General features: G+C 69.3%; 14 protein-coding genes. 6 read left to right on the top strand and 8 right to left on the bottom strand.

Annotation, left to right across the window (positions count from 1 at the left end; all coding sequences use genetic code 11):
• Positions 1 to 86 precede the first annotated feature (86 nt).
• Genes B4E96_RS05690 through purS form a run of 3 tightly spaced genes read right to left on the bottom strand, consistent with a single transcriptional unit; the run spans position 87 to position 2,188 of the window.
• A complete protein-coding gene (locus B4E96_RS05690; RefSeq protein ID WP_286956714.1) occupies positions 87 to 1,079 on the bottom strand; it encodes a DUF6882 domain-containing protein in 993 nt (330 codons plus the stop codon).
• Between the two features lie 57 nt (positions 1,080 to 1,136).
• Entirely contained in the window at positions 1,137 to 1,877 is a 741-nt protein-coding gene (purQ, locus tag B4E96_RS05685; protein WP_102162161.1) for a phosphoribosylformylglycinamidine synthase subunit PurQ, read from the bottom strand.
• A 35-nt stretch (positions 1,878 to 1,912) separates the two neighbouring features.
• Positions 1,913 to 2,188 carry a phosphoribosylformylglycinamidine synthase subunit PurS gene (purS, locus tag B4E96_RS05680; RefSeq protein WP_102162103.1) on the bottom strand — a complete coding sequence of 92 codons (276 nt, stop codon included), beginning with the start codon at positions 2,186 to 2,188 and terminating at the stop codon, positions 1,913 to 1,915.
• Positions 2,189 to 2,345: 157 nt separating this feature from the next.
• Between purS and B4E96_RS05675 the strand changes: the two genes are divergently transcribed.
• Positions 2,346 to 3,419 carry a hypothetical protein gene (locus B4E96_RS05675; RefSeq protein ID WP_286956713.1) on the top strand — a complete coding sequence of 358 codons (1,074 nt, stop codon included), beginning with the start codon at positions 2,346 to 2,348 and terminating at the stop codon, positions 3,417 to 3,419.
• Positions 3,420 to 3,426: 7 nt separating this feature from the next.
• Here B4E96_RS05675 and B4E96_RS05670 read toward each other — a convergent pair whose 3' ends face one another.
• Both B4E96_RS05670 and purD read right to left on the bottom strand, forming a co-directional pair.
• Entirely contained in the window at positions 3,427 to 4,332 is a 906-nt protein-coding gene (locus B4E96_RS05670) for a phosphoribosylaminoimidazolesuccinocarboxamide synthase (protein WP_286956712.1), read from the bottom strand.
• A 24-nt stretch (positions 4,333 to 4,356) separates the two neighbouring features.
• Positions 4,357 to 5,646 carry a phosphoribosylamine--glycine ligase gene (purD, locus tag B4E96_RS05665; protein ID WP_286956711.1) on the bottom strand — a complete coding sequence of 430 codons (1,290 nt, stop codon included), beginning with the start codon at positions 5,644 to 5,646 and terminating at the stop codon, positions 4,357 to 4,359.
• A 57-nt stretch (positions 5,647 to 5,703) separates the two neighbouring features.
• Between purD and B4E96_RS05660 the strand changes: the two genes are divergently transcribed.
• From B4E96_RS05660 to B4E96_RS05650, 3 genes are read left to right on the top strand one after another with little or no spacing between them, the layout of a single operon-like run.
• On the top strand, positions 5,704 to 6,741 hold the full coding sequence (locus B4E96_RS05660) for an asparaginase (protein WP_286956710.1): 1,038 nt from the start codon (positions 5,704 to 5,706) through the stop codon (positions 6,739 to 6,741).
• Positions 6,738 to 7,136, top strand: a complete 399-nt coding sequence (locus B4E96_RS05655; RefSeq protein ID WP_286956709.1) for a sterol carrier family protein — start codon at positions 6,738 to 6,740, stop codon at positions 7,134 to 7,136. The genes B4E96_RS05660 and B4E96_RS05655 overlap by 4 nt, the downstream gene beginning before the upstream one ends.
• Positions 7,137 to 7,140: 4 nt before the next feature.
• Positions 7,141 to 8,661: a phytoene desaturase family protein gene (locus B4E96_RS05650; RefSeq protein WP_286956708.1), complete on the top strand. Its 1,521-nt coding sequence runs from the start codon at positions 7,141 to 7,143 to the stop codon at positions 8,659 to 8,661.
• A 4-nt stretch (positions 8,662 to 8,665) separates the two neighbouring features.
• On the opposite strand, the gene B4E96_RS05645 is transcribed toward B4E96_RS05650, so the two are convergent.
• From B4E96_RS05645 to B4E96_RS05635, 3 genes are all read right to left on the bottom strand, one after another.
• Positions 8,666 to 9,517 carry a hypothetical protein gene (locus B4E96_RS05645; RefSeq protein WP_259794605.1) on the bottom strand — a complete coding sequence of 284 codons (852 nt, stop codon included), beginning with the start codon at positions 9,515 to 9,517 and terminating at the stop codon, positions 8,666 to 8,668.
• A complete protein-coding gene (locus tag B4E96_RS05640; protein ID WP_259855380.1) occupies positions 9,517 to 9,972 on the bottom strand; it encodes a hypothetical protein in 456 nt (151 codons plus the stop codon). Before B4E96_RS05640 ends, B4E96_RS05645 begins: the two co-directional genes overlap by 1 nt.
• 80 nt (positions 9,973 to 10,052) lie before the next feature.
• Positions 10,053 to 11,249, bottom strand: coding sequence for a trans-sulfuration enzyme family protein (locus B4E96_RS05635; RefSeq protein ID WP_286956705.1), 1,197 nt, complete (start codon positions 11,247 to 11,249; stop codon positions 10,053 to 10,055).
• Between the two features lie 148 nt (positions 11,250 to 11,397).
• Between B4E96_RS05635 and B4E96_RS05630 the strand changes: the two genes are divergently transcribed.
• Positions 11,398 to 11,877 carry an Lrp/AsnC family transcriptional regulator gene (locus tag B4E96_RS05630; RefSeq protein ID WP_102162096.1) on the top strand — a complete coding sequence of 160 codons (480 nt, stop codon included), beginning with the start codon at positions 11,398 to 11,400 and terminating at the stop codon, positions 11,875 to 11,877.
• A gap of 68 nt (positions 11,878 to 11,945) precedes the next feature.
• Positions 11,946 to 13,406, top strand: a complete 1,461-nt coding sequence (locus B4E96_RS05625; RefSeq protein WP_286956703.1) for an aldehyde dehydrogenase family protein — start codon at positions 11,946 to 11,948, stop codon at positions 13,404 to 13,406.
• The last annotated feature ends 104 nt before the right edge of the window (positions 13,407 to 13,510 follow it).

Here is a 13,510-nt window from a genome sequence, read left to right as displayed (position 1 = left end):
ATTTTCAAGAGTTCTGAGACCGTTCACTCAGGTGAAACTCATGAATATTGGACTATTGCATTACGACGTTCGTTCAATAGTCGTCGTTAACCGCCGAAGAGCTTCTTGAAGAAGCTCTTCTTCTTCGGCTTCTCCTTCTTCTCCGGCTCGGGTGCGGGAGCAGGCTCTTCGGCTGCCGGAGTCGGGGCGACAGGCTCCGGTGCCGGTTCAGGCGCCGTTGCAGGTTCCGGTGCCGGTTCGGGTTCGGCGACCGGTTCGGCAGGTGCCGGGGCAGGTTCGGGCTCGCCCGCCTCGGGCGCGGGCTCCGGTGCCGGGGCGGGAACCGGTCCCTCGACCGCAGGGGCGGGCGTGGTGGCGGGTGTCGAACTGCGGCCGGCGAACTGCTCGGCGGCCTCGCCCTCGAGCGGCTGATGCAGAGCGCAGTTGGTGATGCGGTTCTGCTCGTCGAAGGTGACATCGGCGCTGCCGTCGGCTGCCAGCAGGCGCAGGCCGCCCGCGGGCAGCTCGACCAGCGGGAAGCCGCGCTGCTCGGCGTAGGCGATGAGCGCCGCCCGGTGATCGGTCACCTCGGTCTCGGTCAGGCCCTGGGCCAGTGAGCGGACGAGATCGCGGATCGCAGGCTGACCGAGCGTGAGCTCCGGATGCTCGACGAGCAGCCACACGACCGAACCGCCGCCGGCATCGACCGGGTAGTGCGCCCACAGGCCGGTGATCGTCTTCGCCGCCAGCGTCAGCCGCAGCGCCAGCTCCTCACTCAGGTCGATCTCTTCGGTGGTGAGTTCGCCCAGCTCATGCGCGGCACCGTGTCGGCGCACCGCATGCGAGAGGTCGACGACAGGAGCGGGGAAGTCGTTGATGTTGTCCCAGCCCCAATGCCAGGTCGAAGTCTGCTGCGATTCGCTGCCGAGCATGTGGGCGCGCACCTCCAGCGGCTGCTCGCCGGTGAAGCGCAGCGTCGGCGGGTCGGCGGCGAAGTCGACTTCCCAGTCGGCATCGGCGATCCGGCGGCCGAAGGCGGCCTGCATCTCGGCGGAGAGGAACACGGCACGGTTGACGAGATCCTGCAGCGTTTCAGTCATGCTCACAACTCTAGCGTTCCGGTGCCGGCTCGGCAGGCAGACCGCCGCAGGGCGGCCTCATGCGTTGACGAGTGCGGAGATGACCGAGGTGAAGAAGCCCTGGCCGTCAAGGCCGGTGCGCATGCCGGCGGCGGTGTCCGGGCCATAGCCGGCTTCGACGGCGTGTTCGGGGTGCGGCATGAGTCCGACGATCCGGCCGCTCGCATCGGTGATGCCGGCGATGTCGTTGCGTGAGCCGTTCGGGTTGACCTCCAGGTAGCGGGCCACAACCCGGCCCTCACCTTCGAGCATGTCGAGTGCGGCGTCATCAGCCATATAGCCGCCTTCGCCGTTCTTGAGCGGGATGACGATCTCCTGACCTGCGGTGAAATCCGAGGTCCAGGCGGTCTCAGCGTTCTCGATGCGCAGCTTCTGGTCCCGGCATACGAACTGCTGGGAGTCGTTGCGCACGAGCGCCCCGGGCAGCAGATGGGCCTCGCACAGCACCTGGAAGCCGTTGCAGATGCCGAGCACCGGCATCCCGCCCTCGGCTGCTGCGATGACGGCATCCATGATCGGGGCGAAGCGGGCGATCGCACCGCAGCGCAGGTAGTCGCCGTAGGAGAACCCGCCGGGCAGGATCACCGCATCGACCCCGGACAGGGACTCATCGGCATGCCACAGGCGCACCGCCTCCGCCCCGGCCAGGGTGACGGCGCGTGCAGCATCCCGGTCGTCGAGGGTGCCGGGGAAGGTGACGACGCCGACCCGGGCGCCGGCAGCGCCGGGAGTCGCCGCAGACGAGGTGGGGGCGCCGATGAGCGGGCCGCCGGCAGTGTAGGCGCTGCGGTCGGTCACCGGGCACCTGCCTCGGTGCCGGGGTCCTCCTCGGCGCGCACGGCGACGACGTTCTCGATGACGGGATTCGACAGCAGCTTCTCAGCCGCATCGCGCACCTCGGTCAGCACCGCATCGGTCACCTCGCCCTCGACGGTGAGCTCGAAGCGCTTGCCCTGACGGACATCGGTGAACCCGTCGAATCCCAGCCGGGTCAGGCCCGAGCTGATCGCCTTGCCCTGCGGATCGAGGATCTCCGGCTTCGGCATGACCTCGACGACGACACGTGCCATGTCCACGTTCTCCTTATGCGATGTGCGCGGCTGACCGGCAGCCGTCTGTTCAGCAGTCTCATCCTAACAGCGCGACCAGCCCGGGCAGCCTCTGGTAGCGTGACCGCGAATCGCACAGTCTCTGCCGCCGACGACGCGGCCGGAAGGGCGGGTGGCCATGTCTGCCGCACCACAGCTGCCGACGACATTCGACCGGGTCGTGCTCATCGCCGATCCCGGCACCCCGACCAAGCGGGCCGAAGCCGCCAAGGACGAGCTCGCCGAGCGCCTGGCCCGCGAGCTCGGTCAGGAGGTCAGCGTCGAGGTGCGCAGCGCGACCCTGCGCCTGACCCCGGAGTTCGAACTCGACATGGAGGCCGCCGAGGAGCTCGCCGAGCTGACCGAACCGGCTCATGCCACGGTGTTTCTCACCGAGATCCCGCGCCACACCCGCGGCTATCCGCTCATTGCCGAGGTGTTCACCGATCTGGCGATCGCCGTCATCTCACTGCCGACCTTCGGTATGTGGGCGCGGGCCGGACGGCTCGTGGCGACGATGACGGCCTCGGTGAAGCATATGCTCGACGGGGGCTCGCACGGGCGGTCCTCCTCCGGTTTCAGGTGGTCGACGTGGACGTATGACCAGGAGGGTCGCGAGCACCTGTTGCACGCCCACACCTTCACCGGCGGGCCGCGCATGGCCCTGGGTATGATCATGGCCAACGAGCCGTGGAAGGCGGTGCCGAAGCTTTCGAGTGCGCTCGCAGCCGCGGCGGCCGCCGGCGCGTTCGGCATCTTCTACAACTCGATCTGGCAGATGGCCGACTACCTGCCGACCGCCCGGCTCATCCTCATCGGGCTGCTGGCCATCACGCTCGTGGCGACCTGGCTCATCTTCGGCCACCGGCTGTGGGACAAGCCGAAGCGCGAATCCCTGGCTGCGGTGACGGTGCTGTACAACTTCTCGACGGTGATGACGCTGCTCGTCGGGGTGACGCTCGTCTACCTCATCCTCTTCGTCGTCATTCTGCTGTCGTCGCTCATCGTCATCGACGCCCAATTCATGGCCGATGTGCTCGGCGATGAGACGGAGTGGAACGACTACGTCGAACTCGCGTGGCTGTCCGCCGCGCTCGGGCTGTTCGCCGGTGCGATCGGGGCGAGCTTCGACTCGGATACGGACCTGCGGCAGCTCACCCACGGGCAGCGTGAGTGGATGCGCACCCCGGAGGTCGACGCGTCAGCGGACTGAACCGGGCTCAGCCGGGGAAGGTCTCGCCGGTGATCCGTTCGAAGGCGTCGATGTAGCGCTGCCGGGTCTTGGCGACGATCTCCTCAGGCAGGGCCGGCGGCTGCTGGCCGGAGTCCTTGTCCCACCCGGAGTCCGGGCCGGTGAGCCAGTCGCGGACGAACTGCTTGTCGAAACTGGCCTGCACCTGACCCGGCGTGTAGCTTTCGGCGTCCCAGAACCGGGAGGAGTCCGGGGTCAGCACCTCATCGGCGAGCAGCACCCGGCCGTCAGCGTCCCGGCCGAACTCGAACTTCGTATCGGCCAGGATGATGCCGCGCTCCCGGGCGATCTCCTCAGCCCGGGTGTAGATGCGCAAGGTGATATCGCGCAGAAGCTCGGCGTCGTCCTCACCGAGCAGTTCGACGGTCTTGTCGAAGCTGATGTTCTCATCGTGATCACCGAGCTCAGCCTTGGTGGCCGGCGTGAAGATCGCCGGCGTCAGCTTGTCGGCCTCCCGCAGCCCAGCCGGCAGGGAGACACCGCACACGGCGCCGGTGCGCTCGTAGTCCTTCAGGCCTGAACCGGTGAGGTACCCGCGGGCCACGCATTCGACCGGGAACATGTCCAGAGGCCGGCAGACCATCGCGCGGCCGGCCACCGCCTCGGGAACGTCGGTGGAGGTGACGTGGTTGCCGATGACCTCGGCGAGCTGGTCGAACCACCACAGGCTCAGCCCGGTGAGCACCGCGCCCTTGTCCGGGATCGGGGTGTCGAGCACGTAGTCGTAGGCGGAGATCCGGTCGCTGGCCACGAGCAGCACGCGCTTCGCGCCTGTCAGTTCTGCCGGGCCGTCTGCGGGCACGTACATGTCGCGGACCTTGCCGGAGTACACGTGCTGCCAGCCCGGCAGGCTCTGCGGTGCGTCGGTGCTCATGGCGGACCTCCTCAGTCGGTGGTGCTAGTCGGTGGTGGACGGGATCGTGATCTGGCCGGCGGCCGCCGCGGCGGCGATGTCGGACCGGTGCTGTTCACCCTCCCAGCTGATGAGCGCGGTCGCGGCGTAGGCGCGCTCGCGGGCCTCGGCCAGTGTCGGGGCGTTGGCGACGACGGACAGCACGCGCCCGCCGCTGGTGGCCAGCTGGCCTGCCGTGTCCGAGGCGGTGGTTCCCGCATGCAGGACCATCACCCCGTCCTGGCCGGCGGCTTCTCTCAGGCCGGTGATCGGGGTGCCGGTGACCGGTGCCTCGGGGTAGCCGGCAGCGGCCATGACGACGGTGACCGACGCCTCAGACGACCACTGCAGTGGCGGCAGCTCAGCGAGTGTGCCGGTGGCGGCGGCCATGAGTGCGGTGCTGAGCGGGGTCTCCAGGCGGGCGAGGACCGATTGGGTCTCCGGGTCGCCGAAGCGCACATTGAACTCCAGAACCTTGAGCCCCTTGGCGGTGAGCGCCAGCCCGCAGTACAGGAGTCCGGAGAACGGGGTGCCGCGGCGGGCCATCTCGTCGACGACCGGCTGGGCGACGGTCGTGACGATCTCGTCGACGAGCTCGGGCGGGGCCCACGGCAGCGGGGAGTAGGCGCCCATCCCGCCGGTGTTCGGGCCGGTGTCGCCGTCGTCGATCCGCTTGAAGTCCTGGGCCGGTTCGAGCGGGACAGCGGTGGCGCCGTCGCAGAGCACGAACAGGGACACCTCGGGGCCGTCGAGGTAGTCCTCGATGACGACCCGGTCGGCAACCGACAGACACGAGCGGGCGTGGGTCAGTGCCGCATCGCGGTCGTCGGTGACGACAACGCCCTTGCCGGCGGCCAGCCCGTCGGCCTTGACGACGTAGGGGGCGCCGAACCGGTCGAGGGCAGCAGCGGCTTCGTCTTCGTCGGTGGCGGCGACCGCCTCGGCGGTGGGCACACCGGCTGCGGCCATGATCTCCTTGGCGAACGCCTTCGAACCCTCCAGCACGGCGGCCTCACCGCTGGGACCGAAGACCGGGAAGGAAGCCTCGCGCAGCGCATCGGCGACACCGGCGACGAGCGGGGCCTCGGGGCCGATGACGACGAGGTCGGCGTCGAGCTCTTGGGCGAGCGCCGTGACGGCGGCCGGATCGGTGGCCTCGACGGGGCGGGTTTCGCACATGAGTGAGATGCCCGGGTTGCCGGGGGCGGCGATGACGGCATCAACCTGCGGATCGCGGATCAGACCGGCGACGATGGCATGTTCGCGGGCGCCTGAGCCCAGCACGAGAACCTTCATGCTCCTCAGCTTAGTATGCCGGGTCGCAGCCGGGCAGGCAGGCTTTAGAGTGGGGGCATGAGTGCTTCTGCCGACCCTGCCACCAGCACCGCCGCCCAGGCCGCTGAGCTCGCCGTCATCGAGCGCAGCGGGTTCATCGAATCCCGCCACATCGGCTCCGCTGTCGTCCTCGACCCCGACGGCGGCGTGTATGCGCAGGCCGGGGCTCCCGAGGTGCCGGTGCTCACCCGTTCGTGCCTCAAACCGCTGCAGGCAGTCGCCGTCATGGAGACCGGGGTGGCGCTCGCCGGGGAGGCCGCCGTGCTCGCCACCGCCTCCCACCGGTCCGAGGAAGGGCATGTGAAGGTCGTCGAGGAGATGCTCGCCGATGCCGGTCTCGACGAGACCGCGCTCAAGTGCCCGGCCGTCGCACCGGCCGACCCCGACTACCGCTACCTCACGCGGGCTGAGGGCAAGCAGACCTCCCGGCTGTTCTACAACTGCTCCGGCAAGCATGCCGCGTTTCTGGCCGCCTGCGCCCACAACGGCTGGGACACCGCCACCTACCTCGATCCTGACAACCCGGTCCAGCAGGCAGTCGCCGCCGCCGTCGAACGCTACTGCGGGGCGCCGTCAGATCACGTCGGCGTCGACGGCTGCGGGGCACCGGTGCACGCGATGCCGCTCACCCGCCTGGCCCGCGGCATCGGGCAGATCGCAGCGGGTGTGAGCGAACCAGCCCGGCTGCTGACCGAAGCGGTCGTCGAGCACCCGTGGGCGATCGACGGGCACGGCCGGCCCAACGCGGTGGCGATCGAACGACTCCAGGTGCTCGCGAAGTTCGGCGCCGAAGGCGTCATGGTGATGGGCACCCGCGACGGCTGGGCGGTTGCGGTCAAATGCCTCGACGGGTCGAACCGGATCACCTCGATGGTCGCGCTCGAGCTGCTTGCCCACGCTGGGGCGGTCGATGCGCAGGCCGCCCTGCCGGTCATCAGCGATCTGGCCCCGCAGATCACCGGCGGCATCGACGAACTCGGCGCCCCCGCCGTCGTCGGGCAGGTGCGCGCCGGATCGGGCCTGTACGATGCGATGCACGGGAGGGAACAGTCATGAGCATTCGCCGCAGAATCGACCAGACCGAGGGCCGGGCCGCACTCGCCCGCTGGGAGCAGGCCCGCCGCACCGGCGCCGACGCCGTCGAACGGGGCACCCTGGCGATGGCCGTGCGCTACACACTCGAAGAGCTCGCCGCCCGGCATGAGGGCGGCACCGTCGAAGTGCGCATCCCGCCCTTCGGCGTCACCCAGTGCATCGCAGGGCCCAAGCACACCCGCGGCACCCCGCCCAATGTCATCGAAACCGACCCGGAGACGTGGTTGCGACTGGCGATCGGCGAACTGAGCTTCACCGACGCACAGGCCGCCGACCCGGCGATCGCCTCGGGCACGCGGGCCGATCTGAGTCAGCAGCTGCCCCTGTTCACTCCCGCCGAACTCGCCGGCAGCTGAGCCGATGCATCAGCCACCGGCGCTGCGGCGGAGCCCGGCACTCGATGCCGTCATCGTCGGCTCCGGACCCAACGGACTGGCCGCCGCCGTCACCCTCGCCCGCGCCGGGCTGGCCGTCGAGGTCCTAGAGGCGCAGGAGACTGTCGGTGGGGGAGCGCGCACCCTCAACCTCGGGCTCGCCGCCGGCCGGACCGGTGCCTCGGCGCTGCGGCACGACGTGTGCTCCGCCGTCCACCCGATGGCGCTTGCCAGCCCGTTCCTGCTTGACTTCGACCTCGCCGCCCGCGGTGTTGAGCTCGCCGTGCCGGAGATCTCCTACGCCCAGCCGCTCGACGACCAGCCGGCAGCACTGGCCTGGCGCGACCTCGACCGGACCGCCGCGGGCCTCGGTGCCGATGGGCCGGCGTGGAAGCGGTTCTTCGAGCCGTTCGCCGATCACATCGAGGAGATCGTGTGGCTCTCCCTCGGTGACAAGCGGTCCCTGCCGGCTGCCCTGCGCAGCCCGGCCGCCCTCGCGCGTTCGACGCAGTTCATGGCCCGGCTGTTCCAGCAGGGGACACCGGCCTGGAATCTGCCGCTGCGCACTGAGCCCGCCCGGGCCCTGTTCGCCGGTGTCGCCTCGCATGCGATCGGCACCCTGCCCTCCCCGGCGACTGCAGCCGCAGCGATGCTGCTGGCGACACTCGCGCACGGGGCCGGCTGGCCGATCCCCGTCGGCGGCTCCCAGGCCATCACCGACGCGCTCGCCGCCGACCTGGCAGCCCACGGCGGGACGATCCGCACGGGCGTGCTCATCGAGACCGCGGCTGACCTGCCGCCTGCCCGCAGCTATCTGCTCGACACCTCAGCTGGTACCGCCGCCCGCATCTGGGACGCCAGCCTGCCGGCGACGGCCCGGGCGGGGCTCACGCGCTTCGGGCACGGGGATGCCGCCGCGAAAGTCGACTTCGTGCTCTCCGGGCCGGTGCCGTGGCGCGATCCTGAGTTGACCGCCGCGGGAACCCTGCACCTGGGCGGGACCAGGGAGCAGATGGCCGCCGCCGAGGCGGAGGTCACCTCCGGCCGGCTGCCCGAGCGTCCCGTCGTGCTCGTCTCCGACCCGACGGTCGCTGATCCCTCCCGGGAGGTGGCGGGTCTGCGGCCACTGTGGACGTACGCGCATGTGCCGGCCGGTTGCCCGGTCGATGTCACCGAGCACATCACCGCCCAGATCGAGCGGTTCGCCCCCGGCTTCCGCGATGTCATCGTCGACTCCGCCTGCGTGCCGGCATCAGAGATGTCCGAGCACAACGAGAACTACGCAGGCGGCGACATCGCCGCAGGCACCGTGTCGCTGTACCGGATGGTCGCCCGGCCCCGGCTGACCTGGGATCCGTACTCACTCGGCATCCCCGGCGTCTACCTGTGCTCGGCGGCCACCCCGCCGGGTCCGGGTGTGCACGGCATGAACGGCTGGTTCGCAGCCCAGCGGGCATTGAGACATGTGTTCGGGCTGCCGGTGCCGAGTCTCGCACCCGGAAGGTGAGTCCTCAGGCTGAGGCGACCTCCGCCTCGGGCGCGGTGTGCCGGCGATAGGCCGGCAGCAGGCGTTCGAGCGGCAGGAACGCCGCCCAGCACACGACGGTCGGCAGGAAGTGGATGCCGAGTGACAGGTAGGTCGCGAGGTGGAAGAGGCAGAAGAAGATGACGATCGCGTAGAGGATCCGGCCCTTGACGAACAGGGCGACCGGGGTGAGGATCTCAACGATGAGCAGCGCCCACTGCGCGGCGATGAGCAGGCCGGGGTATTCGAGCGTCCAGCGGATGAAGACCGATCCGCGGCGCATGATCGCCCACACGAACACCGCGCCGTTGGCCCAGCGGATGAGTGAGCCTGAGGCGATCCACTTCATGAGCACCGAATAGAAGTACGTGAGCACCACACAGATCTGCACGATCCGCAGCACCCAGCCGGCGCGCCGGTCGGGGCGGAAGTCGGAGAAGGCGATGACGCCGGCGGTGGGGATGAGGAGCACGGCGAACATGAGCGCCATGTGGTCGTGGGCGACATAGCCGTAGCCCTGTGAGTACATCATCCACAACCAGAAACACACGGCGACGCCGACGGTGGTGATGCGCTGGGCGATGCCGATCGCGCCGAGGACGCAGAAGACGACGAGCAGCACCTGCAGGGTGTGCGCACCCCAGACGGACACCGGCGGCAGGCCGAGCAGGCGGGGCAGGAGTGTCGGCTGGTAGAAGTCGGGCTTGTAGCCGTGGTTGACGACGTCGTTGGACATGAGGAACACGTCGATGAGCACGAACGCGTAGATGATGACGCGGAAGACCGCCAGGCGCGCAGCGGGGACGGCGGGCAGGAACCAGTCGGTGAAGCGGTGCATCAGCGCGCCTGCCATTCGGCGAGCACGATGTGCTCCGGTTCGCCGGTCTCCACACCGTTCTTCAGCTGCGTGATCGACCGGCACAGCGTCAGATGGGTCGGCTGCGGCTCACCCGGGTGCAGGCGCGCGTAGCCGTCAGCGATCGTCTGCAGCATCGCCGGGTCGGCGATGATGTTGCCGAGCTGGGACTCGACATCACCGCGCTCGATGCCGACGACCCGGAGGTTGAGGCTCAGGTTGACGTCCTCATCGCTGCCGGGGAACCGGGCGAGCAGATAGGCGGTCTTGACCTGGCCGTTGAGGTCGCGGGCCGTTGAGTACTGCGACAGTGAGCCGAGGGGAAAATAGTCGTTCGTCTTGAGGAACTGGCCGGTGGTGAGCACGGCAAGTGCCGCCACGGGCGCGATGATGCGCCAGCCGATGGCCCAAGGACCGAGGGGAGAACCGGTCTTCATAAACTGTCATTCTACCGCCGACATGCGCAGCGGCCGCACCGAAAAGGCGCGGCCGCTGAGGTGCTGTCGGGAGTTGTCCCTCAGCTGAGAGCCTGGGTGAAGTCGGCGATGATGTCGCGCGGATCCTCCAGCCCGATCGACACGCGCACGACACCGGCGGCCGGGCGGGCGTCGGGAGCGACCGGGCGGTGGGTCAGCGAGGCCGGATGCTGGATGAGAGTGTCGACGCCGCCGAGTGAGACAGCGTGCACTGCCAGGCGGGTGCGCTCAGCGAACGCGGCAGCGGCCTGGTAGCCGCCGGCCATGTCAAGGGCGAGCATCGCACCGGGACCCGACATCTGCGAGCCGATGAGCCCGGCCGGATCCTGGCCGTCGAGACCGGGGAAGAACACCCGGGCGATCGCCTCATGGCCGTCGAGTGCCTCGGCAACAGCCTGCGCATTCTCCTGCTGCTGGCGGATGCGGACCGGCAGCGTGCGCAGACCGCGGGCGAGCATATAGGCGCCCATCGGGTGCAGCAGCCCGCCGGTGAGCGAGCGGACGCCGCGCAGCTCGCGGGCGCGGTCTTCGGAGCAGGCGACGATGCCGCCCATCGCATCCCCGTGGCCGCCGAGGTACTTCGTTGCCGAATGCACCGCATACGCAGCCCCGTGCGCCAGCGGCTGCTGGAGGACCGGGGTGGCGAATGTGTTGTCGACCATGACCGGTACGTCACCGGCGGCCGCGACAACAGCTGCGATGTCGACGAGTTCGAGCGTCGGGTTCGCCGGGGTCTCCATGATGACGAGACCGGTGTCGGACTCGATCGACTCAGTCACCGTGTCGGGGGTCGCCCAGGTGACGCGGGTGCCGAGGAACCCGGTGGCCAGCACATGGTCGGTCCCACCGTAGAGCGGGCGGATCGCCACGATGTGCGGCTTGCCAGCAGCCACCCGCTGCTGGAGCACCGCACAGATCGCAGCCATCCCGGTGGCGAAACTGACAGCGGACTCCGCGCCTTCGAGTGCGGCCAGGCCCTCCTCGAAGTCCGAAGCGTTCGGCGACCACAGCCGCTGGTAGACGAGCGAGGTCGCACCATCCTTGGCGCGGCCGCCGCCGGCGAGCAGCTCATAGGAATCTCCGCCGGACTCCACCTCGGGCAGCGGGTAGGTCGTTGACAGATCGATCGTCGGAACGTGCGTGCCCTCGCTCATGGCACGCGCGGTCATGCCGTGTACGGCCAGGGTGTCAGGGTGGGTGTCGTGGGCGGCGGATTCGCCGGGCGTGATGTGGCTCATGGCCTGCATTCAACTCCTCTTCGACGTGAACCTGCGCATCTGCTGCAGATAATTGCAGGATGAGCGGATAATCCTGCAGGAACCGCGGCACAATGGGCACTGTATCGCAGTCTGCCGCAGACACTGCGATGTGGAAAGGGGGTGCACTGTGGCCGATGTCGCACTCGACGCCATCGACCGGCAGCTGCTGCGCCTGCTCGATGCCGACGCGCGCGCCTCCGGGCGGACGCTGGCCCGCCGGCTGCGCGTGGCCGAATCGACTGTGGCGCTGCGCATCCGCCGGCTCGTGTCCACCGGGGTGATCGCGAAATTCGGCATCACCGTCGACAAGGACCGCATCGGCCTGCCGCTGGAGGCGATGGTCTCCTGCCAGATCGGTCACCTCGACCGCACTGCGATCGCCGCGCTGCGCCGCGATGCCCCCACCTGGCCGGGGGTGCTCTCGGTCTTCCACATGGCCGGCAGCGACGACTTCATCATCCACGTCGTCGCCACCGATGCCGATGCCCTGCGCGACTTCGTCGTCGACAACCTCGCCAGCCACCCGGCCATCACCCGCACCCAGACGAACCTCGTGTTCGAGAACCTGCCGGGCACCGGCTGGGCCACCGCCCTCGAAGCCGACTGAGAAAGGTCAGGCGTCCGGGATGCGGCCGGCGGGCTGACACCTCGGGTGCGGGGGCTTAGGCTCAGGACATGGCCTCAACTCCTGCGCAGATCACGTCCTTCATCGGCGGCCGTCACGTGCCCTCGGTGACGACCTACGACAACATCGACCCGGCGACCAACGAGACGATCGGGCAGATCGCCCGGGGCGGCTTCGACGAAGTCGACCAGGCCGTCATCGCCGCCGGCAGAGCCCAGCAGTCCTGGGGCCGGACCAAGCCGGAGGAGCGCGCCCGCCTGCTCGTGGCAGCAGCCGAACTCATCCGCGCAGACCGTGAGAACCTCGCCCGGCTCGAAAGCGAAGACACCGGCAAACCGCTGTCCCAGGCCTATGCTGACGTCGATGTGTGCGCCCGCTACTTCGAGTTCTACGGCCACACCATCGAGGCCTACTACGGCCACACCATCCCGCTCGGCGAGGACATGCACGTCTACACCCGCCGCGAACCCTACGGCGTCACCGGCCACATCGTCGCCTGGAACTACCCCCTCCAGCTCGTCGGCCGGGCGGCAGCCACCTCGCTGGCCACCGGCAACTGCGCGGTGGCCAAACCGGCAGACGAAACCCCGCGCACCACCGTGCGCTTAGCCGAGATCCTCGACCAGGCTGGCTTCCCCACCGGCGCCTTCAACGTCGTCACCGGACTCGGCCGGGAGGCCGGTGCGGCACTCGCCCAGCACCCCGAGGTCGCCCACCTCGGCTTCGTCGGCTCGACCGGCACCGGCTCGATCATCGCCCGGGCGGCAGCCGACCGGGTCATCCCGACCGTCCTCGAGCTCGGCGGGAAGTCGGCCAACATCGTCTTCGCCGATGCCGACATCGACGCAGCTGTGCCCTCCCTGGTCCGCTCGATCATCCAGAACGCCGGCCAGACCTGCTCGGCCGGTTCCCGGCTGCTCGTCCACACCGACGTGCGCGACGAGGTGCTGGAGAAGATGAGCGCTGCGATGCGCGAGGTGACGATCGGGCCCGGACTCGACGACCCGATGCTCGGCCCGCTCGTCTCCCGCAAGCAGTTCGAGCGGGTGACCGGGTTCCTCGAGCGTCTCGACTCCGGTGAGATCTTCACCGGCGGCGCCGCAGCCGAGGCGATCAGCACCTCGGGTACGGAAGGCTCTTCCGGCACGGAGGGCGCCTTCTTCGCCCCGACGATCGTCGCCGATGTCGAGGCCGACTCCGAGATCTGGCAGGAGGAGGTGTTCGGGCCCGTCGTCGTCTCCCGCAGCTTCGACTCCGACGAGCAGGCGATCGCCGAGGCCAACGGCACCGACTACGGCCTCGTCTCAGCCGTGTGGACGCAGAACCTCTCACGCGCTCACCGGATGGCCGCGGAGATCGAAGCCGGCCAGGTGTTCGTCAACACCTACGGCGCCGGCGGCGGCGTCGAACTGCCTTTCGGCGGCTTCAAGAAGTCCGGGTACGGGCGCGAGAAGTCGATCGAGGCCTTCGATGAGTACACGCAGACGAAGACCGTCGTCATGAAGATCTGACCTTCACCGACCGGCCGGTCTGCCGGCGGTGGCCGTCAGCGACAAGCGCGTCGTCGTCGCCGTGCTCAGCCCGCTGGCCTACATCCTCGTGGTCAGCCCGCTGG

It is taken from the genome of Brevibacterium sp. UBA7493 (assembly GCF_002479565.1).
GTDB classification, from domain to species: domain Bacteria; phylum Actinomycetota; class Actinomycetes; order Actinomycetales; family Brevibacteriaceae; genus Brevibacterium; species Brevibacterium luteolum.
Note: the sequence above shows the minus strand (reverse complement) of the source record. Positions and strands in the feature narration are given on the sequence as shown.